This is a genomic window from Acinetobacter sp. TR11, assembly GCF_027105035.1.
Lineage (GTDB): Bacteria > Pseudomonadota > Gammaproteobacteria > Pseudomonadales > Moraxellaceae > Acinetobacter.
The window spans coordinates 115,510-135,803 of record NZ_CP114256.1; the positions used below are offsets into that span (position 1 = coordinate 115,510).

18 protein-coding genes and 2 pseudogenes are annotated in these 20,294 nt (G+C 37.7%); 6 read left to right on the plus strand and 14 right to left on the minus strand.

Annotated elements, in window-relative coordinates; translation table 11 throughout:
* Positions 1 to 44: 44 nt before the first annotated feature.
* Both O1450_RS00505 and O1450_RS00510 read right to left on the minus strand, forming a co-directional pair.
* Positions 45 to 890 (minus strand): ADP-ribosylglycohydrolase family protein, encoded by an 846-nt coding sequence (locus O1450_RS00505; RefSeq protein ID WP_269229308.1) that lies wholly within the window; start codon positions 888 to 890, stop codon positions 45 to 47.
* 384 nt (positions 891 to 1,274) lie between these two features.
* Positions 1,275 to 1,910 (minus strand): CatB-related O-acetyltransferase, encoded by a 636-nt coding sequence (locus O1450_RS00510; protein ID WP_269229309.1) that lies wholly within the window; start codon positions 1,908 to 1,910, stop codon positions 1,275 to 1,277.
* A gap of 323 nt (positions 1,911 to 2,233) precedes the next feature.
* Between O1450_RS00510 and O1450_RS00515 the strand changes: the two genes are divergently transcribed.
* Positions 2,234 to 3,283 (plus strand): hypothetical protein, encoded by a 1,050-nt coding sequence (locus tag O1450_RS00515; protein WP_269229310.1) that lies wholly within the window; start codon positions 2,234 to 2,236, stop codon positions 3,281 to 3,283.
* 409 nt (positions 3,284 to 3,692) lie between these two features.
* On the opposite strand, the gene O1450_RS00520 is transcribed toward O1450_RS00515, so the two are convergent.
* Positions 3,693 to 4,601: a LysR family transcriptional regulator gene (locus O1450_RS00520; protein ID WP_269229311.1), complete on the minus strand. Its 909-nt coding sequence runs from the start codon at positions 4,599 to 4,601 to the stop codon at positions 3,693 to 3,695.
* Between the two features lie 488 nt (positions 4,602 to 5,089).
* Positions 5,090 to 5,419: pseudogene (locus O1450_RS00525) on the minus strand (LysR substrate-binding domain-containing protein); the annotation flags it as partial.
* Between O1450_RS00525 and O1450_RS00530 the strand changes: the two are divergent.
* Positions 5,408 to 5,554: pseudogene (locus O1450_RS00530) on the plus strand (chlorhexidine efflux transporter); the annotation flags it as partial. The pseudogenes O1450_RS00525 and O1450_RS00530 sit on opposite strands and share 12 nt — an antisense overlap.
* A 138-nt stretch (positions 5,555 to 5,692) precedes the next feature.
* Here O1450_RS00530 and O1450_RS00535 read toward each other — a convergent pair.
* The 4 genes from O1450_RS00535 to O1450_RS00550 all read right to left on the minus strand — a co-directional run bounded on the left by O1450_RS00535 (position 5,693) and on the right by O1450_RS00550 (position 9,285).
* Positions 5,693 to 6,157, minus strand: coding sequence for a DUF2147 domain-containing protein (locus O1450_RS00535; RefSeq protein ID WP_241282303.1), 465 nt, complete (start codon positions 6,155 to 6,157; stop codon positions 5,693 to 5,695).
* 122 nt (positions 6,158 to 6,279) lie between these two features.
* On the minus strand, positions 6,280 to 7,638 hold the full coding sequence (gene phoR, locus O1450_RS00540) for a phosphate regulon sensor histidine kinase PhoR (RefSeq protein WP_269229312.1): 1,359 nt from the start codon (positions 7,636 to 7,638) through the stop codon (positions 6,280 to 6,282).
* Between the two features lie 8 nt (positions 7,639 to 7,646).
* Positions 7,647 to 8,357 carry a phosphate regulon transcriptional regulator PhoB gene (gene phoB, locus O1450_RS00545; RefSeq protein WP_004659793.1) on the minus strand — a complete coding sequence of 237 codons (711 nt, stop codon included), beginning with the start codon at positions 8,355 to 8,357 and terminating at the stop codon, positions 7,647 to 7,649.
* A 250-nt stretch (positions 8,358 to 8,607) separates the two neighbouring features.
* Entirely contained in the window at positions 8,608 to 9,285 is a 678-nt protein-coding gene (locus O1450_RS00550) for a TetR/AcrR family transcriptional regulator (RefSeq protein WP_269229313.1), read from the minus strand.
* Between the two features lie 305 nt (positions 9,286 to 9,590).
* Between O1450_RS00550 and O1450_RS00555 the strand changes: the two genes are divergently transcribed.
* On the plus strand, positions 9,591 to 10,418 hold the full coding sequence (locus O1450_RS00555) for an SDR family NAD(P)-dependent oxidoreductase (protein WP_004659799.1): 828 nt from the start codon (positions 9,591 to 9,593) through the stop codon (positions 10,416 to 10,418).
* A gap of 63 nt (positions 10,419 to 10,481) precedes the next feature.
* Here the strand turns inward: O1450_RS00555 and O1450_RS00560 are convergent, their stop codons facing one another.
* Both O1450_RS00560 and O1450_RS00565 read right to left on the minus strand, forming a co-directional pair.
* Positions 10,482 to 11,849 carry an MATE family efflux transporter gene (locus tag O1450_RS00560; RefSeq protein ID WP_269229314.1) on the minus strand — a complete coding sequence of 456 codons (1,368 nt, stop codon included), beginning with the start codon at positions 11,847 to 11,849 and terminating at the stop codon, positions 10,482 to 10,484.
* Between the two features lie 99 nt (positions 11,850 to 11,948).
* Positions 11,949 to 13,103 (minus strand): methionine aminotransferase, encoded by a 1,155-nt coding sequence (locus tag O1450_RS00565; protein ID WP_269229315.1) that lies wholly within the window; start codon positions 13,101 to 13,103, stop codon positions 11,949 to 11,951.
* A 318-nt stretch (positions 13,104 to 13,421) separates the two neighbouring features.
* On the opposite strand from O1450_RS00565, the gene O1450_RS00570 reads away from it, so the two are divergent.
* Positions 13,422 to 13,859 (plus strand): hypothetical protein, encoded by a 438-nt coding sequence (locus O1450_RS00570; RefSeq protein WP_269229316.1) that lies wholly within the window; start codon positions 13,422 to 13,424, stop codon positions 13,857 to 13,859.
* 129 nt (positions 13,860 to 13,988) lie between these two features.
* Here O1450_RS00570 and O1450_RS00575 read toward each other — a convergent pair whose 3' ends face one another.
* Genes O1450_RS00575 through O1450_RS00585 form a run of 3 tightly spaced genes read right to left on the minus strand, consistent with a single transcriptional unit; the run spans position 13,989 to position 16,452 of the window.
* A complete protein-coding gene (locus O1450_RS00575; protein WP_269229317.1) occupies positions 13,989 to 15,296 on the minus strand; it encodes a DUF445 domain-containing protein in 1,308 nt (435 codons plus the stop codon).
* Between the two features lie 18 nt (positions 15,297 to 15,314).
* On the minus strand, positions 15,315 to 15,872 hold the full coding sequence (locus O1450_RS00580; protein ID WP_269229318.1) for a CC0125/CC1285 family lipoprotein: 558 nt from the start codon (positions 15,870 to 15,872) through the stop codon (positions 15,315 to 15,317).
* A 40-nt stretch (positions 15,873 to 15,912) separates the two neighbouring features.
* A complete protein-coding gene (locus O1450_RS00585; RefSeq protein ID WP_087537256.1) occupies positions 15,913 to 16,452 on the minus strand; it encodes a DUF924 family protein in 540 nt (179 codons plus the stop codon).
* 192 nt (positions 16,453 to 16,644) lie between these two features.
* Between O1450_RS00585 and gshA the strand changes: the two genes are divergently transcribed.
* The gene (gene gshA / locus O1450_RS00590; RefSeq protein ID WP_256414055.1) at positions 16,645 to 18,222 is read left to right on the plus strand and encodes a glutamate--cysteine ligase; all 1,578 of its coding nucleotides are present in this window, start codon (positions 16,645 to 16,647) and stop codon (positions 18,220 to 18,222) included.
* An 18-nt stretch (positions 18,223 to 18,240) separates the two neighbouring features.
* Positions 18,241 to 18,744: a disulfide bond formation protein B gene (locus tag O1450_RS00595; protein ID WP_005156976.1), complete on the plus strand. Its 504-nt coding sequence runs from the start codon at positions 18,241 to 18,243 to the stop codon at positions 18,742 to 18,744.
* Between the two features lie 48 nt (positions 18,745 to 18,792).
* On the opposite strand, the gene O1450_RS00600 is transcribed toward O1450_RS00595, so the two are convergent.
* Complete coding sequence (locus O1450_RS00600; RefSeq protein WP_269229319.1) at positions 18,793 to 20,139, minus strand: PGAP1-like alpha/beta domain-containing protein; 1,347 nt, start codon at positions 20,137 to 20,139, stop codon at positions 18,793 to 18,795.
* Positions 20,140 to 20,294 lie beyond the last annotated feature (155 nt).

Consider the following 20,294-nt stretch of genomic DNA (forward strand, 5'->3'; position numbering starts at 1 on the left):
TTTAGATGTGATTTTTAAAAAGCTCCAAGTAGGAGCTTTTTTTATCACTGTGAATCGTGTAGTAAGTTCATTAGATCTTTATCTAAATTTCGTAGAAAAAGTATTCCATACTTATCTTCTTTTAGCATTTGAAAAAGGTGATTTGGTAAATCGTTCTTATATTCTGAAAAGCATGTTGCTAGACCTATAGCAATAGATGCAACGCTATCCGTATCTCCACCTAATTCAATGCATGCCTTCAAAAGTGAACTCATTGAGTTATATTTTACTAAACAGCTAAACGCTGCACTAACAGTATCATATGCATTCAAAGAAACTCTTTTTTGCCAATTAAAATCCCATTCACCAAAGCCTTCAGACTCTAAGAAATCCTTCAATTCAGCTAATGTGCCTTGTGTGTGTAAACCGAAATAAGCTGCTAAAGCTACTGCACAACTTGAAGATACCCCTAACTTTGTATTATGTGTTATTTGTGCCTGTAAGGTAGCGAAAAAAACGATATCACTTTTATTCTTTAAAAATCCGATAGGTACTGAGCGCATAGCAGCACCATTTCTTTCACTCGTAGAAATAAGAGTATTAATTAATTCTTTTCCAGATTTAACTTGAGTTAACAAATTATAAAAACCTTCAGAATATCCAAGTCTTATATCTCTTTGAAAGCATTCTAGAAATTTGGCTGCAATATTTTCTTTATCCCATTTTACTCCTGACAAGATAAACTCAGCTATGGCAATCGACATTTGGGTGTCATCTGTGTATTTAGCTGAGATATCATATAATTCATGTTTACAATATGATTCTAAATTATTATAAAGACGAATTTTTTCTACGGCACAAAATTCAAAACCTGCACCATATGCATCTGCAATAGCTATTTCAGTTAACATTAAAATTAGCCCTCTTCTCAGATATGTTTTATTAAATTCTCAAAAGCTATAATATATATAACTTGATTTGTAGTGTCTTCTTTAAGTTTAGAAATATCAAATAGTATTATTCTAATTTTTTATTTAGCTTAATTTTCCTGCTATTTGTATTTTTAGCTACATAGGATTTGGTTGATTAGCTAATTAAAACGTAAACAAAAATTGATTTGAAAAAGAGTCTCTTAAACGTTTTATAAAATGACTATTAATTGAACGCTTCTGTGATGAAATTTAAAAATACACACCTCTTATTAGCGTGCATTTTTAAATTTTTATTTAGATTTTTATGGTGAGGTTATGATTTATATTAATTAAAAATATAGGTTTGATTGAGGGATTTTAATATTAATCATTAACTAAGTGGTAATACCTTTCTTTTAACAGATTGATATCGGACTGCACTAAATAAGGAATTAATTGATTAAACTTTTCTGGTTCTAAATCATATAACTTTAAATTTAAAAGTTCTTGTATTACCTCATTACTAAACCTCATTTTCACTTTTTGAGCAGGGTTTCCTGCTACGATACTATACGGCTCAACATCTTTCGTTACGATACTACCAGAGGCTACAATAGCGCCTTCCCCAATATTAATTCCTGGCATAATCATAGCTCTCATACCAATCCATGCACCATCTCCAATGATTGTATCTCCCTTCATTTGATAAGCATCAACAATATGCTCCATAAATGGATACAAACTAAACCAATCTGTACGATGGGTATGATTACCTCCCATGAGAATTACGGCTTCTGCAGCAATACAAACATAACTACCAATATGCAACTGATCTATTTCCCAAAGAGGTTCCCAAGCTTTTAAACTGTATTCATCACCATACAGATATCTCACTACACTTTGTTCAAATGAATCACTCCATGCATGGCTGTAGTAACTGGTTGTACCTTTAATATGAATATTTGGATTCTTAACTGTTTGATGTAAATATTCAACTTGTGACCAATGTGGTTTGTTCATTCTCTTACTCTTAATCGTAGCTAATTTTGTAAAGATGAAATAACAAATTTATTTTTCTAATTCAATTATGATCAAGTAACAATTTAAATTTATTATTTATTTTTCAATCAGATAATTTGATAAAAAATGTAAATAATTTGTTTATTTGCCTTGAACTCATAAAAAATTATTTTAGCTAAATTAATGATTTAAATATATTAATAAATATCAAACATAAGAAATTCTAAGCATATGTAAAAATAGCCGTTTTAGCTCATGAACTGCTAAAAATTTTCTTCATTCAAGCCAAACAACTTTATAAACTTTTATTTAGAGCTTTTTTAATGCCAAGTCAAAAAAACAGAAGTAGGCTTTCTACTTCTGTCTCTTCTGAAAAAAATAGTCGAATAATTCGATTCAATCCCGTTTCATTTATTCCATTATTAGGAGCTATTTGTTATCCATTCTTGCTGATGCTCTTTCATGAAGTTGCTAGCACATCGGCAGAAAAAATGAACTTACTTCAGATTTTAATGGCATCTTTTATTCTTATCTGTGCTCTGTTAGTTCCAGTTGCTGGGATTGTTGTGTCATGTTATGCGAATATCCCGAAGAACGTTAGACGTTTAGCTTATGCCTGCGTGGTATCTCCCACGCTATATGTTTTACTAGGGGTAGTACAAGCTCTTGTTGGAAGTTCTATTCCTGATCCATGGGTTTGGTGCATCATATGGCTGCTTGTAGCAATATGGGCATTTCGCTCAACTGACTATAACTCTTCTGTAGAAATGCCTATTAATATGGCACGGTGGCGAGTTGCCCATGGAATATGTGCATTAATTGTTTGTGTTTACGTTATTTTCCACTTGGGAAATCATCTGGTAGGGCTGATTGGACCTACTCAATATGAAATCGTTATGAATATTGGGCGGATTATTTATCGTGCCGCTTTTATCGAACCATTATTGGTTGCTGCATTCTTGTTTCAGGTAGGAAGCGGACTTTATCTAGCATGGAAATGGAGCGGAAAAAAACACGATTTTTTTCGGACTTTTCAAATTGCATCAGGGTTGTATTTATCTATTTTCATTCTAGGACACATGAATTCCGTTTTTATTTACGCTAGAACTTATCTCGGAATTGAAACAGACTGGAATTTTGCCACTGGGTACCCTTCAGGACTAATCTATGATCCATGGAATATACGTTTAGTACCGCATTATTTTCTAGGTGTATTTTTTGTTTTAGCTCATCTTGCAACAGGACTAATGTTTTTATTTAAAGCTCATGGTGTTAGGCAACCTGTAATCAATTACTTTTGGGGAGTTGGTCTCATCGGAAGTTTGATTGTTGCATCTGCCATAATTCTTGGAATGATTGGTTTTAGAATTTGATTTTTACCAAGTAAGTAATGTGGAATTTTCCTAAAATTAACATAATGGCGCTTGTGCGAAACTATCTATAAAAATTATTTTAAATAAATTTAACTACCCTGAAAACACCAAAAAGCCGACTTGGAAAGATGTCGGCTTGTTTTTAAGCAAATTTAGTATGTTTTGCCAAGCTCTAACCTTAGCTGTACGCTTTTTCTTACACCAATTCCAGTCAATGACCCATATTCGTACCGATCCAAATCACCTAATATTAACTCATCAGGAACAGGAAGTTCCAAAACATAAAACAAGAATGATAAGTTTGAGCATCAGGACGTGAGGTAGGACAGGAGTTATACCTAAAGTGCGAAATACGAAAAAGCCCGACAGGATGTCGGGCTTTTTCATTTGATCTGAACTCAGTAAGTTTCTAAAAGTTCATCTGCTTAGCATTGTAATAAGTATGAATAGCATCTGCACAACTGTTAATGATTGGGTCTTCATCCTTTCTCCAGATTAATCTGACTTCACTCAAAGCATTGTCATCATGAATGGGAATGAGTCTGACATTATTTGGAAGAATCACTTTAAATTCCTCAGGTACGATACAAATGCCAAAACCATTCGCAACTAATTCCAGTTGAGACCTTTTTCTCGAATAGATTTTGGTTCTTTGGGGAGTAAAACCATTAACCAAACATAAATTAGCAGCCAGATAGCTTAGCCCACCACGCCCTTTATGAGGCACAGAAACAAAATTAAGTTGTGCTAACTCACGAATCGTCACACTTTCTTTTTCGTAGAAAAAGGAGTTTGAGCTATGAGCAGCCACATATAGGGGTGCAGTGTATAAACTGATCGAATTTACATCATTTAGATTGTGATAAATCGGTGGGCGAATAAAGCCCAAGTCAATGCTGCCATTTAATAAATATTCGAGCTGTAGTTCAGATGATAAAGTATTCATTTCAATATCAATCAAATGTGTATCACACAACTGCTCAAAGATTTCGAGCTTATTTTGATCAAGCACAATACTACTAGAATGTGCGATTTTAATAATTCTGCCTTCACCGCGACTAATACTTTGAGCGCTCACAATCGAGCTTTTTAAATGATCAAGATTGGTCTTTAAACTTTTATATAGTGCTTCACCTGCAGGGGTGAGGCTTATTTTTTTCTCTGAGCGATCAAAAATTTCAAAACCCAGTTCTTCTTCTAAATTTTTAATTTGCCTGCTGAGAGCTGATTGGGCAATAAAAAGCTTTTCTGACGCTGCGATAAAGCCACCAGTTTCAACAATCGTGATTAGATAATTGAATTGTTTTAATGTCCACATATCTCAAAATTAGATCATTGCTTGTTTTTTCTATATTAGATTAGATGGTAAAAATCTTATACCTTTTTCATAGATTCTTTATTTGAGTAACTGAAGATGACCATGACAAAGAAAATATTAATATTGATCGCTTTTGTTATCATTTGTCTGCTCGCTCAAAGCTATGATGCTTATATGGGAATGACGAATTCAATAGATCATATGAATTTATTAGGTGATTAACCGCATTCATTTAAGTTAAAGATTAGATTTAATCTATTTGATAAATGGATCTAAAATTTAATCATGTACGCTTTTTCTTACAGTGATTAAGGTGAATATCCCATTTGCAGCTTTAATTGAATTGTCTAATATGAACACATCAGGAACAGGAAGTTCCAAAACATAAAACAAGAATGATAAGTTTGTGCATCAGGATGTGAGGTATGACAGGAGTTGTACCTAGTGAAAGGAATATGAAAAAAGCTCGACAGGATGTCGGGCTTTTTTTATTCGATTTGAATTTGTTTTGCCCAAAACTCAATAAGAAATTGCAAAGATTGGCTGAGCGGTTTGTAGCTTGGCCAAATCGCCTGAATCGGCATATCTAACCCATTGGTCGTATCACTAAATGCTAAACGAGCTAAACTTTGCTGATAAAAATGCGCTTTCACAACAGAAAGGGGAAAATTTCCCCAACCTAATCCTTGCTCGACCATCTGAATTGCCATCGACAAATTATCAGTCGTCCAATAGGTTTCAGAAACTAGAATGCGTGGATCGGGTAAAGCATAATGTTTACTCGCGACAATAATTTGTCTAGGATCATGCAGATCAGTTTAATAAAAGCATTTTTGTTAGATTTAAGTCTGATGGTTCTGATACCTTGTTATACCTTTGTTTATAATTATCTTTTCGACCATATCTTTGGTTTACCCAGCCATTTGGTGGAGTCGAAAATTGTATCTGTTTAAGTCATTCCTTCATTTGAAATGTATTTTTATCTATGTGTTATTGATCTCAAAATCACAGAATTATTTGAAAAAAGAGCGTATTTATATACGCTCTTTTTGATGGATTTTTAATCTAAACTTGAAAGAGAGATTTCAAATTTAGAGACGAATCCACGTCATATTTCTAAACGTATTATTATTCGGGTTTTTTGCATTTATCGTGAGCATTTTACCTGTTTTGCTTAAACGCGCATTCAAACTATATTTATATCCATCATAAGGATTGATCCATACACCTTGTCCAAATTCTTCATTTAGATTCAGCATTTTAAGATTACTCAGTACTTCCATACCAATAATCGGCTGATTTTTTAAAGCACCAGTACAAGGGGTGCATAGTGTAGGAATCGCCTCTTTGCCTTGAGGATACATTTTCACAATGACAGCACTGTATTGTTCAGTTTTAGAATTACGTCTGATCACAATATCCGATAGATAAGAACCACTCCGTTCATCTACCACTTTCCAAGTACCGATCAATGGATCAGTAGGCATTGCGATCGCTGAAAATGAACTACTTAAGCCTAGGAGAAAGGCGAAACTACGAAAGAAATGAGAATTCATAAAATATATTACGTCTAAAGAAGAATGTGTAAGCGGTGAAATTAATCAGAATATTATTATATTATTATTGTAATTAAATTGTAATATTAAATATTTAGGGAGCAATTTTAGCTCCCTCTATTTTAACCTATACGATACAAACGTTCTTTGGGAAAGACAGCGGTAAAGGTTGAGCCTTCGTTTTCTTTGGAGCTAATTTCTAAATGGGCACCATGTTGCATTAAAACATGTTTGACAATTGCTAAGCCTAAACCTGTTCCCCCTGTCTGACGGCTACGTGCGCTGTCAACACGATAAAAACGCTCAGTTAAACGGGGTAGATGTTTTGGATTAATGCCAATTCCATTGTCTTGTACGGTAAAGTAAGCGTGATCGCCATCTTCATGCCAGCCAATCGTAATAATGCCGCCTTTCGGCGTGTATTTAATTGCATTAGTGATTAAATTACTAAACGCACTAGCAATTTCCATATCAGAGCCGATTAAATCACAATGACTGTCGATATCTAAATTTAAAGTATGACCATAATCGAGATTATAAGCACGCGCATCATCAAATAATTGATTCATCAAATTTGCCATGTCAATAATTTGATTTTTTGCGACTTTTTTATTGTTTTCTAAATTGGATAAAAGCAATAAATCATTCACCAATGCATTCATACGTTTGGTTTGTGATTGCATTTGAGTGAAAGCACGTTTCCAGCGAGGAGTAATGTCATCTTGATCGATAAATGTTTCGATATAACCACTCAGTACGGTGAGAGGTGTACGTAATTCATGAGAAATGTTGTCCACGAAGTCTTTACGCATTTGTTCAAGATTATGTACGCGAGTGGTGTCATACGCCACCAATAAGCGACTTTCGCCACCAAAGCGAGTTAATTTGACTTGCACATATCGGTCTTCGTCCATTTGAGCCTGTAGACGGATACCATCAGGTGCTTGATCGATATGATTAAAATATTCAATAAAACTGGGTTGACGCAAAATAGCCAGTAAATTACGTCCACGATCCAAAGGATTGATGCCCAATAACTTCTCGGCAGCAGGATTCCACCATTCAATCTGATGTTGGTCATCAATCAAAACAACAGCTTCCGCCAATGCAACCAGAGATGATTGAGCACGATCAATCAAACCTACCATTTCGGCTTGAACGATACGTTCTTGTCGCTGCGCTCGATAGACATTAAATAATAATGCACCCCAAATACCGCTTAGATTTGGGGGAACATCATAGGGACGATTTGAAATCCACTCATTGACTAAATACAGTGAGCGGAGTTGGAGTATAAAAAAAACGACGAACGCGACAAAAATAAAGCTCCAAAAGTATCCAACCCCGAATCCAATTAAGCTCGCAATCAATAAGAAAAAAAGTAGCAGTCTTAGATCTTGTTTTGCAAACGTCCATAAATTGCTGTCACGGAAACGTTGATGTTCACGTGCCAGTTCAGGGACGGGATAAGGTTCATACATAAAGGATTTTAACCTGCTGCTAAATCAGCTCGTGTAGAAAAACGATAGCCTGTGCCACGTACTGTTTGTACAAAACGATCTACGCCAAAAGGTTCTAAGACTTTGCGTAAACGTCGGATATGCACGTCAATGGTTCGGTCTTCGATATAGACATTACCACCCCAAACTTGATCCAGTAATTGTGCACGTGTATACGCACGTTCAGGGTGTGTCATAAAGAAAGCCAATAAACGATATTCGGTTGGACCCATATCGAGAATACTGTTACCAAAGCTCACACGCTGGCTGACTGGGTCGAGCATTAAGCCATTGGCATCAATGACTTTTTCGCCACTGAGAGCATTGGCACGACGTAATACAGCCTTGATACGAGAAACCAATTCACGTGTGGAGAATGGTTTGGTCATGTAATCATCTGCACCTGCATCAAGTCCTTGCACTTTATGGTCTTCTTCACCACGTGCAGTGAGCATGATCACAGGAATCTCTGCCAAGTTTTCATCACGTTTGAGGCGACGGCATAGATCTACACCACTGACACCCCCTGGTAGCATCCAATCCAGCAAAATAAGAGCAGGACGCTGATCGACGATAATCTGATGCGCTTGTTTGGCATCCTCAGCTTGTAAACATTGGAAGCCTGCCATATCCAAAGAGGTATGGATCATTTCGCGGATCGGTAGCTCATCATCGACAATTAAAATATAGTCATCTTTCACTGCGCAATACCCTTAAAATCTGTAACGGTGAACCGTTTTGTTGTTATGACAGGCTTATTACAAAGACTAATTATGACAATATCATTGCAAAAGAGTTAATAAAGTCGAATTTAGCAATAAATTGTGACAATTCTAGGGCAGAGTAGTGACCAAATGATGACAAGTTGTTTGTAAATAAAACAAATCAATTCATTTGGTTAATACCATTGAAACCTTTTTATTGTGTTCGTCACAAAACTGTAAAAGGATTTTAATTTTTTTGTGAGGTGGTTTCAATAAATGATAAAAAAACAGCACAACAAGCAGATAACACATCTTCTAAGGGCTGTTTAAAACCTTCGGAAACCCAACGAATAATAATATGCGTCACATAACCATTTAAACCTGTTGCCATTAATGAAACTTCTTCACCACTTTGAGGTGCATTCGGCATGGTAATCATCACGAAAGCTTGGATAATTCGGTCAAATTGAGTCAAGGTTTCTTGAATCGTCGCCTGATTATGTAAATCTTGTACCAACATGGCATCGATATAAATAATTCGTGCCATACGAGGGTCATCTTTAATTGCGCTTAATAATGCGGATAAACCTGCCGTGACCATATTCTTAGGTTCAGGCGCAGCCATCAGCACGGCTTGGGTTAAACAATTTTGCATTTTGCCAATCATTCTTAAGAATACCGTTTGGAAAAGTTCCTCACTTTTCTTAAATGATTCATAAAAATAACGCTCAGTCAGCTTCGCCTCATTACAGACATCTTTGACAGTGACCGAAAAAAAACCCTGTGTACCATAGGTTGCAATGCCTGCTTCAATCAACTTTTCGCGGCGAACTTCTTTGCGTTCAGTTAAAGAGAGACCTTTAAACTGACGCTCTTTCGCTTCGGTATTATTTTTCTTGCGTGTCGCTAGATCTTCAGTTGCCATGGAAAAACCGTTCCCTAAAAAGTCTTTAAATCGTATATCTAAGATTTATTTGCATTTTAAACAGGTCTTGCGAATTTAGAATAACTAAATTTCGTAAAACTTATTTCATCGTGTCTAAACATCTTACGTCATGAAATGTAAATAGACCTAATATGACAAGTAATATGTTGGTTATTGCCATTTGTCTTAAAGCTGTAGTGTACTATATTGACAACCCGTATTGTCAAAATTATATTGGTTATAGCTTAAACTGCACATGATCAAGACAAATGTGTGCATATCATTCGCAATACAAAGGATAGGCAATGAAAAATTTTAAAAATAAAGTCGCAGCGATCACAGGTGCAGGTTCTGGGATTGGACAACAATTGGCAATTTTATTGGCTAAACAAGGTTGCCATTTGTCATTGAGCGATATCAATGAGAAAGGATTAGCGCAAACTGTTGAGTTGGTAAAACAAAACCCAATCACAGTAACGACCAAAGTTCTTGATGTGTCTAACCGTGAAGCGGTGAAGCAATGGGCGCAAGAAACTGTTCAAGATCATGGCTCAGTGAATATGATTTTCAATAACGCAGGTGTGGCACTTGGCTCAACTGTTGAAGGCGCAAGCTATGAAGATTTAGAGTGGATCGTGGGAATTAACTTCTGGGGCGTGGTTTACGGCACCAAAGAATTCTTACCATTCATTAAGCAAACCAAAGATGGTCATATCATTAATATCTCAAGTATTTTTGGTTTAACTTCGCAACCAACACAATCTGCATACAATGCAACAAAATTTGCGGTACGTGGTTTTACTGAATCATTACGTCAAGAACTTGATATTGAAAAGAGTGGCGTAAGTTCTCTTTGCGTACACCCAGGTGGTATCCGTACCAATATCGCAAAAGCTGCTAAAATGAATGACAGCTTAAAGAGCTTGGGCATGGATCCAAATAAATCGATCAAGCAGTTTGATAAATTCTTGCGTACACCGCCAGAAGAAGCTGCTCGTCAGATTTTAAATGCAGTATTGAAAGATAAACGCCGTCTGTTAATTGGAACAGATGCTCGTATTGTGGATTCTTTCCAACGTCTATTCCCGACGGGTTATCAACGTATTGCTGCACTTGCAACGAAAATGATGTAAGTTTCAAGCATAAAAAAGCCATTCTTAGAGAATGGCTTTTTTATTTGAGGATCAAAGAAATTTTTAAATAAGGACTTTGATCTTGGTTTTCTTCCAAAAGAACTGATAATAAGAGGCTTGTAATACGCATAAGCACACAAAAGAAAGTGCATAAGCAGTCCAAATGCCCGTTAAGCCCCATAACGAACTAAACCAATAGGCACAAGGAACTTCAATTACAATAATGGTCAGAATATTAATCATCATCGGAACATTGACGGTTCCACTAGCCCGCATGATTGAAGCAAAAATAGCACTCGCACCAAAGAATAAAAGCGACCACAATACGATGAATAAGAGCTGCTGCCCAAGTTCAATGACGCTGTGATCAGTAATAAATAATGCCATTAAATATTTGGAAAATAAGTAGGCTAAAGTGATCAAACTGCCTGTGAATATGACATTCATTCCCAAAGCGGTTCGTGTGACTTTGGCTAATAATTCGGGTTTTCCTGCACCAATTGCTTGAGCGGCAAAAATAGAAGCCGCAATTGAAATAGAGAGGGCAGGAAACTGAATATAGTTGAGTACTTGGTTCACTGCACCATACGCTGCGGTCGCATGCGCACCATAATGATTAACCAAACCAATGATGACTAAGCCTGCCAATGAGGTCGTCACCATTTGGATGCCTGTTGGGATACCAAGCTTTAAGATTAGTTTGCTTAGGTTGCTATCGTGACGAATACTTTTCAATAGACGGGCATCTATTTTCAGAGGATGATTCTTGTAATTAAGGTAGAAGCTCAGAAAAATAAGGACTGCGGCATATCCCATAATGGTTGCCACCGCAGGCGCGACAATGCCCAGAGCAGGGAATCCAAAATAGCCTTTGAGCAAAACAGGTGTTACCGCCAAACCAATCAGGCTGGTTAGGCTCAATGCAATCAGTGGGGTAACACTATCACCGACACCGCGTAAAATCGAAGTATAAATAATATAGACAAACAATAAGGGACTACCCACCAGCATCCAGCGAACGTAGGGTAAAGAAAGATGCATGACTTTAGGATCTGTACCTAATAATTGCAAAATATGCTCGGCAAAGCTCCAACCTAAAACAGCAATAATGCTGCCACCAATCAAAGTCATAAATAGGGTAGAGCCAATCACACTTCTGACTTTTTCAAGATTTTGCGCACCCCATGCCTGTCCAATCAGTACAGTCGTTCCTGCGGAAATCCCGATGACAAATGCCAATAAAAAGAAAAGAATTGGGAAGAATACAGAAACCGCAGCAATCGCATCAACTCCCATCATTTGACCTACAAAGATGGTATTAATCGTTCCTGATAAGTTCTGTAAAATGTTGGTAGCAATCAACGGAACAAGAAAAACAAAAAATGTTTTCCAGAGATTGGGTTGCATCACCAAAGGTTGGCGTGGTGTCATTCTATTTCCTTCACGCTTCGCCCAGAAACGTTTCTATTTTTTCCACCATACCATCATCGGTCATATTTACGTCATGATTGTTCAGTTTATTTTTGTAGATCAACATTGTACGAGGATTTGACTCGCACGCTCTAAAGTCTGATCAGTTTTGGCAAAGCAGAATCGAATCAGGCGTAGTGACTCGGGCGCTTGTTGATAAAAAACGGAAATAGGAATCGCGACAATTTTGTGTTGCTCTGCGAGGAATTGGCACATTTCCACATCATTCAAGTCAGGGCGAATCGCACTGTAATCGAGATTTTGGAAATAAGTGCCTTGTGATGGAATAAATTGGAAACGTGAACTTTGAATTTGAGTATTAAAAAGATCTCGTTTTGCTTGATAAAAGTTCGGGAGTTCCTGAATGTGCTCAGGATGTTGCTGCATATAGTTCGCTAATGCTATTTGGCAAGGTGTGGTTCCGCAAAAATTGGCAAATTGATAAATTTGACGGAACAGATGCATCAAATGTGGTGCTGCAATGCAATAACCCGTTTTCCAACCTGTAACATGATAACTTTTGCCAAAAGAACCGATTACATAACTGCGTTCACGTAATTCTGGAAATTGTAGTGCGCTATAGTGCTTTTGCCCGTCAAAAACCAAATGTTCGTATACTTCATCTGACAGCACCACAATATTTTTATCTTGAATGAGTTCAATCAGTTGGTGCCAGTCTTGTTCTGACCAAATTGCCCCTGTTGGGTTATGTGGTGTATTGACGATAATCATGCGAGTTTTTGCATTGATACAATCTTTGACCTTTTGCCAATTCACCTGAAATGTTGGTGCTTCTAAATGAATATGAACTGATTTTCCCCCTGCCAGTTGTACCGCAGGGGCATAGCTGTCATAGCTCGGGTCAAAAATAATAACTTCATCATCTGCATGAATACAGGCTTGAATGGCACAAAAAATCGCAATGGTTGCGCCAGGGGTAATGGTAATTTCAGTGACAGGATCGAGTTGCAGTTGATCTCGCTGCAAAAACTGCTTTGCCAATTGCTCTCTTAATGCCAACACACCATCACCCGCAGGGTACTGGTTATAACCTGAAAGCGTGGCTTGGCTAAGGGCTTCGAGTAGTGCAGGCGGAGCAGGGAAATCGGGAAAGCCTTGAGATAGATTTAGTGCATTCAGTCGTTGTGCGAGTTCAGTCATCACGCTAAAAATAGTAACACCTTGGCTTGGGAGTTTTGACTGAAGCTGCAACATTGTGGTTAACCTAATTCCATTTTATTTTGAGGTGATTGTAGCGATAAAGAGGGGATTTTTCCAAATTCTCGCTTTCTAAATAAAAAGAGATACGTCTCTCTTGTTCGTTTAAAGAGTGTGTTTCCCATCAAGAGAAATAATGGAATTGTGTCTTAATAAAAACAATACTGACAGAATTGGTCAATTTTGATTTAAAATTGTAAATTTAATTGTTAATTTTCAAACATATAGGGTGTTTAAATTTTATTTTTTAAGCGATATAATTTACAGGTGTTGATTAAAATAAATACTATTTTTTGTCAAATAGGGCATTCAGTAATGGACAGTTTCGATCTAAAAATACGCTACCCACATCATATTGATTTAAAAGATGTAGAGCAGCTTGAGGCACTGAATACTATTGGGGTATTAACTCGCTTTGATAAAATGGGTTGGAAAAAACAATTAAGCCGTTGGCTACAGCTTAATGGTGCTAGCCCAACGTTTACCATTACCGATGAAAACAAGGAACGAACGATAGAAATTGTCTTGAATCCTTATGGGTCTGCTCAAGAACTTAAATTTATCGTGAAGACTAATATTCCAGTGGTTATTGCTAAAAAGCAAATCTTTGGATTAATTACGCTTCAGGCAAAAGAAAAGATTCATTTTGATCAACTTTCATTGGTACAAGTGAAAACTTATCTAACCGCATTTTTAAAGCAAGATACAGATGCTTTGACTCGTTATTATCAAGAAAGTAAATACATGGTTTGATCTACGAAAAGGGCGTGAAATGATAGATTTCTAAATCAGATGATATTCGTATTGGGGCTTATTTTATTTCAATTCAGTGATAAAAAAGACGACAAAACATTACGGTTTTACCGTCCTTAATCATATCATTTACAAAACATTTTCAACAATCGCACGAATCACACCGAGGGCTAAACCAATAAACGCACCCACGATGACGCCATTGACACGGATCATATGCAAATCACCACCCACCTCACTTTCGATTTTGGCAATCATTTCACGCGAATCCCATTCATGAATGCGTTCACTGATATAGCGAATAATCTTATCGCTGTATTGCTCACTGAAATTGGTTGCTAAGCCGACCATTTTCTCATTCAAGACTTGGCGCACTTTTTCATTTTGAATCAAGCTTTCACCCAACTGTTGAATCGCGACTTGTAAGTTGGTGGCAATACCAGAATCTTCCTGCATTAAATCCGTTTTAATCGCATCGCATAAAATTGCTACAGCACCACTAATAAAGTTCAGAACTTGAGGGCTATCAAGAAGGGCATCTTTACCACTATTCAAACGTTGACTGGCTTCACTCTCCGTATCAGCGAGTTGTAACATGAGTGAATGTGTGGTTGTTTCAATGTCTTGTCGCCATGGATGTTCAGGATTAGCCAACATCGATTCAACTTTTTCAATTAGTGAGTCAATTGTCCGTTGTTGAACATCAATCCCAATCCAGCTTGCACCTTTGGCAAGTTTCCAAACACCTAATTCTTGGAACAGTTTACGTGATAGATCTCGTGCCTCTTCAGGGTGAGAGACCATCCACTCATGCGCCAAATCAAGACCACGTTGTAATACGTCTTGATGGAAATCATTTTCCAAAACAGCACGTAACATTTCACTAGCTAATTTATTGATTTTGGTACTGCGTACCCATTGCACACTATTGTTTTGCACAAAGTGGGCAATTTGATCTTGGCTCACAAATTCAAAAATTTTCGGTACAGTATGTTGAATCATCTGTACGACTTGCTGGTTATTTTGAGGGTTTGCTAGCCATTGACCGACGGCCAAGCTGAGGTCGGCATTTTTTAAACTACGTTCAACGATTTGAGGAGATAAAAAGTTTTCTTGTACAAAGCGGCCCATTGATTCTGCAATACGCGCTTTATTCCGTGGAATGATTTCGGTATGGTCACGCAATAGTTTGGGTAAAGGCATTTTTCCAAAAGGATTGCGGAAAAGTACAGTGACAGCGTACCAATCAGCCAGCCCACCAACTACACCTGCTTCCGCACCTAACATAAAAATATGAATGACCCATTTATATTCAGGTAAAAAATGCGCCGCGACCATTAAGCCAATCCATGCTACAACCGCAATGATCAATGCCATAGTGGCGAAGTACTTACTTCTTTGCAGGCTCGGTACGTGGATTTCTTCGACTGAATTCATTGAGTCATCCTTATCAATTTACTTTTTGTTTTGAGGTAGTACAGGGGGCTGTAACACGTCTCCTGTTGGACTCAATCCGTATTTTTGCCCTAATGATTGCAAAATGAGTTGCGCATCAAAAGCATCAGGTGATTGCTGCTGAGTCTGAAAACACTCGATAGTATACGACACTTGGATTGGATCAAGATTGACCACTTGAGGCATATCATAGAATGGGTCAGGCCAAAAGGCAGGATGTCGGCGATAATAACCATATGGGTAATAAGAGGGTGTCGGATAAATCACAGCTTGGCGTTGCGTTTTATGTCGTGCGTTACTCGGATCATCAACAACAGTAAAATAACGGAAACCGTTTTTGACTGTAGTTTGTGCGGCTTTGAGTAAAGTAATTTCCTCTGCCGTACCATAACTCAATTTATTATCTGCTTGGAAACCAATACGGTAAGTTTTGTTATTCAATGGATAAGCGGTGAATTGACCCAGTTGATCGAAGGTTTTGGGTTTTGATGGAACAGTTACACATCCTGCCAGTGTTAATGTAACAAGGAGAGGGGCACATATGAATAAAGATTTCATTTTGCAATTCCTATGTTCAATGTCTCAGGAGACGAAAGACTTAAAAGCTGCTATTTGGTTGTGTTAAAAAGGTCAGTTCTTCAGGTGTCGAGCTTCGACCTAAGATGGCATTACGATGTGGATAACGCCCAAAACGGTCAATAATCACTTTATGCTTTTTTTCAAAGCTCAAATTAATTTCGTTCCCTAAACGTTGGAACAGTTTTAAAGCAAACTCGTGCATTAATTTAGATTCACTATGCATAAATGGCATATATAAAAATGAGCGTTGTTCGGGATTCAGTTGAGCATCGAGTTGTAAACTAATTGCTTCTTGAGCAAGCATCAATGCCATGTTGTCATAGGCAAAAGCTTGCGCTTGATCACGATATAAGTTGCGAGAAAATTGATCCAACACAATGATTTCGGCTAAACGACCTTCTGGTGTGTGTCGCCAAGACCAAAGCTCTGCTTGGATTGCTTGATGGTGAATTATTTGAAATTGGTCGCGAATTTTTGCATCAAATTCATCACTTTTGGCAAACCAAAGTGAACGGTGTTCAGGATTAAACCAAAAATTAAGAATATCCTCTGCTTGCATAGTTCAGTGCTCATGGGAAGATTTATTTTTAATAAAATCACAATTTCAGCATGTCTTATATAACAAGATTGTGATAAAAATTGCCAAACTAAATCAGATGACTAGATCACAATTGTCGTTATAATTGGCAGAATAACCAAGTCGCGACCATTTATGTGGTTGGCTGATCTTAAATAAGCGAGCATATAAATTATGAATCAACCCAGCATACATTCTTCCTCTGTGATACCGACTTGTGTAGATGCTTCGCTATTAAAGGGGATGCTACGCGGTATTGAACGCGAAAGTTTACGTATGCAAAGCAATGGATTTTTATCACAAAAAAATCATCCAGAAGCTTTAGGTTCTGCACTTACACATCCGCATATTACGACAGATTATTCAGAAGCATTGATGGAGTTTATTACTACACCGAAAACAACCATCGCGGCTGCATTAGATGAATTAAGAGATATTCATAGCGTGGTACATCAGCAGCTAGAAGAAGGCGAAAGATTATGGCCACTGTCCATGCCGTGTATGTTGGATGATAATGAAGAAAATATTCGATTAGCACAGTACGGCACTTCTAATATTGGCCGCTTTAAAACCTTATACCGTCATGGTTTAGGTGTACGTTATGGCCGCCGTATGCAAACCATTTCTGGCGTGCATTACAACTTATCTTTCCCGGATCAATTGTTTGCAGTATTGCAACAACATGAAACCAAGCCAGAATTAAAACAACTCAGTTTGCAGGATTATCGTAGTCATCGTTATTTTGGCCTGATTCGAAACTTTATCCGACTTACCCCTTTAGTGATGTATCTGTTGGGTGCAAGCCCATCGGTCTGCCGCTGTTTCCTAACAGGCCGTGAACATCATCTACAGCCACTGGTCAAGGGCACTCTCTATTTACCTGAGGCAACTGCCTTACGCATGGGACGCTTGGGCTATCAAAACTCAGCACAAAAAGAATTGGGCATCCATTATAACGATCTACACGATTATCTTGATGGATTACAGAAAGCGGTACATACCCCTTATCCTGAATTTACCGATTTAGGTTTAAATGATGAACAGGGTGAGCCGATTCAAATCAATGATCACGTGCTCCAAATCGAAAATGAATACTACAGTCTAGTTCGTCCGAAACAAGTACCACAAGCAGGTGAAACCCCATCACAAGCATTGAAGAATCGTGGTGTTGGCTATGTAGAATTACGTGCCGTAGATGTGAACCCTTATAGTGCGATTGGAATTGATGAAATTTCAGCGGGTTTTCTTGAAAGTTTAGCATTGTATTGTTTATTAAATGACAGTCCTGATTTGTTTGCAGAAGAGCAAGAGCAAATTGATCATAATCAAACTGAAGTGGTCAATCGTGGACGTGCAGTAGATGCTAAAATTATAGAAGGTGAAACAATAGTTTCACTGCATGATTGGGCACAACGTCATTTAAATGCGATTCAAGACTGCGCTACTTTGTTAGATCAAATGGATGGTTCACAGTTATATTCTGAGGCAATCCAAGTGATGCAGCAGCGTTTAGATCATGTTGAAAATACGCTTTCCGCGCATGTGATTAAAGATACTTTGGATAATGGTGGGACATGGAGCTTCGGGAGTGTCATGGCTCAACAACATGTCAATCGTTATGAACAACATCAATTGAGTGCAGAAAGAGAACAATATTTTGCAGAATTAGCGCAAACATCGTTGCAAAAACAGGCGCAACTTGAACAAGATAACGACATCAGCTTTGAACAATATCTTGCGCAATACCGTTAAAATTTTAGAGGACTTCCCATGCGATGGACTTACCGCTTAGTTAGTGCATTATTGGTACTAACGAGTATTATTGGTATCTCGTTTGCGTTGTATTTAGAACATGTGCAAGGTTTAGAGCCTTGCCCACTGTGTATTTTCCAACGTATTGGCTTAATTGGAATGGGATTGATTGCATTAGTCGCATTTATTCATAATCCGATTTCAAATGGTTTTAAACGTTTTTATGCACTATTAGCAACCTTATCCATCGGTTGGTCAGTGGGCGTGGCATCTCGTCATGTTTGGCTACAGCATTTACCACCTGATAAGGTGCCAAGTTGTGGTCCAGGCTTGGACTATTTAGTTGATGCATTGCCAATGAAAGCGGTATTTCAGGAAGTGCTTTCAGGTTCAGGCGAATGTGCAGCAATAGATTGGACTTTCTTAGGACAATCTCTACCCGTGTGGTCGTTGCTGTATTTTAGTTTGATCTTATTGGTATGTTTGTGGCAGTTGTTTAGACATTATAGTGTTGCTAAATAATAAAAAAGCCAACGATACGTTGGCTTTTTTAGATCAAGAAGACTGACATCAGGTTTCTACGATGCCATCTAAATCATCAAAAGTATAATTATTCGGAACATTGATTAAATGTGTTTGGATACCTTCCTCAACGACTTCGTCAACATCGGGATATAACCAACGTGTAATCTGTTCAGCAACACTCGAATGGTACTGAATTTCAAAATGGTTTAAACCATAGAATACGGCTTTATGGGTTTCTGGTAATTTAAGTTGGAAGCGTGGATTTTGATGTTCACCTAGCGCACTTTCCACACTGACCAAATAATCGCCAATGACAGAGAGTGCTTTATTACGCAATTTCTCAAATTCTAAAGTACCTGCAATTAAGAAGGTATTGATATGTGAGGGTAATGGTGCAGGTTTACGATTGTCATCCGCAAAGCCAATACGTGCATCATTATGTTCCCAATCATCATCTCGAACACTCCCATGACGCAAATCTAAAATACCATTACTACGAATGTTGACCAGTTGACCAATTAAGCTAATAAAAGGGAATGCGCCCAATTTATCTTGCAAAATAAAACCAAAGCGTTCTAGCACTGCACCATGATGTGGCGAACCAATACAAACTAAATTCTCAACCATGTGCACCCATTGGTAGAGATTTTGTTTGCCATAAAATAGGGCACTACGAGAAACCAAGCCACCCATACTATGTCCGATTAAATCAATGCTGGTGATTCTTGGATTTCGTTGCACTAAATCTTCAAGTACATTTGCAAAGCTTCGACCATTTGCAGAAATACGACGCCCTGTATTATAGTTCAAATATAACATGGTGTTGTTGTCCCGTTGCGCAAGCAAACGTTCACCAATTCCACCATAACGACTATTTGACCAGCTGAGATGATTCATACACAGACCATGTGTAAGAATGACAATACGACCAGTTAATTCACCTTGTTGTAATGATCCATAATGATCATAAAGCACCATAGGTAAAGCCATTGGGTTGTGTTGTTTTAAGAAAAAGTCTCCAAAAATGCCATTTAATGCACCCACCACAAAATGAAGTGTTGGTGTCAGGGGCTTATCATGCAGCACCGGGAATTTTTCAATAATATGACGTAAACTTGGTGCAAGAAAACTGCTACCGTACTTCTGTAATGTGTCATAAGAAAATTGATAAAATTTTTGCAACTGTGGAAGTTTCTGTAATTTTTTAGCTTTTTGTGCGCTTAAACCAAGTGTTGTCCGTAACACTTCTGTTTGCACTAATTGCACCAATTCGTGAACACCACTTAAGCTTGTGCTCACAACTTGTGCAAAACCTTCCAAGACATCTGCCTGACTAGGGGGTGTACTGTCCCATTTGCAGTAGGTTTCATGCAGAGGCGTTAAACTTGGCATATTGATTTCCCCATCCTTGATATATACCGAAGGTTTGAAGTAATTGACTTAATATTCTTTAGATAAACTACAACAAACGCTTACATCTTATGTGTTTCATAAGTAATTTTTTTAGAATACTGATGAACGGAGTGCACTATCGTTTTTTGTGTCAG

Bases quoted from the DNA above. Each gene is read 5' to 3' on its own strand.
- O1450_RS00550 (WP_269229313.1), bottom strand. From the start codon at position 9,285: ATGGCAACTGAAGATCTAGCGACACGCAAGAAAAATAATACCGAAGCG.
- O1450_RS00535 (WP_241282303.1), bottom strand. From the start codon at position 6,157: ATGAATTCTCATTTCTTTCGTAGTTTCGCCTTTCTCCTAGGCTTAAGT.
- O1450_RS00595 (WP_005156976.1), top strand. From the start codon at position 18,241: ATGCGATGGACTTACCGCTTAGTTAGTGCATTATTGGTACTAACGAGT.
- gshA (WP_256414055.1), top strand. From the start codon at position 16,645: ATGAATCAACCCAGCATACATTCTTCCTCTGTGATACCGACTTGTGTA.
- O1450_RS00510 (WP_269229309.1), bottom strand. From the start codon at position 1,910: ATGAACAAACCACATTGGTCACAAGTTGAATATTTACATCAAACAGTT.
- O1450_RS00570 (WP_269229316.1), top strand. From the start codon at position 13,422: ATGGACAGTTTCGATCTAAAAATACGCTACCCACATCATATTGATTTA.
- O1450_RS00565 (WP_269229315.1), bottom strand. From the start codon at position 13,103: ATGTTGCAGCTTCAGTCAAAACTCCCAAGCCAAGGTGTTACTATTTTT.
- O1450_RS00575 (WP_269229317.1), bottom strand. From the start codon at position 15,296: ATGAATTCAGTCGAAGAAATCCACGTACCGAGCCTGCAAAGAAGTAAG.
- O1450_RS00585 (WP_087537256.1), bottom strand. From the start codon at position 16,452: ATGCAAGCAGAGGATATTCTTAATTTTTGGTTTAATCCTGAACACCGT.
- O1450_RS00600 (WP_269229319.1), bottom strand. From the start codon at position 20,139: ATGCCAAGTTTAACGCCTCTGCATGAAACCTACTGCAAATGGGACAGT.
- O1450_RS00515 (WP_269229310.1), top strand. From the start codon at position 2,234: ATGCCAAGTCAAAAAAACAGAAGTAGGCTTTCTACTTCTGTCTCTTCT.
- O1450_RS00580 (WP_269229318.1), bottom strand. From the start codon at position 15,872: ATGAAATCTTTATTCATATGTGCCCCTCTCCTTGTTACATTAACACTG.
- O1450_RS00555 (WP_004659799.1), top strand. From the start codon at position 9,591: ATGAAAAATTTTAAAAATAAAGTCGCAGCGATCACAGGTGCAGGTTCT.
- O1450_RS00560 (WP_269229314.1), bottom strand. From the start codon at position 11,849: ATGACACCACGCCAACCTTTGGTGATGCAACCCAATCTCTGGAAAACA.
- O1450_RS00520 (WP_269229311.1), bottom strand. From the start codon at position 4,601: ATGTGGACATTAAAACAATTCAATTATCTAATCACGATTGTTGAAACT.
- O1450_RS00505 (WP_269229308.1), bottom strand. From the start codon at position 890: ATGTTAACTGAAATAGCTATTGCAGATGCATATGGTGCAGGTTTTGAA.
- phoR (WP_269229312.1), bottom strand. From the start codon at position 7,638: ATGTATGAACCTTATCCCGTCCCTGAACTGGCACGTGAACATCAACGT.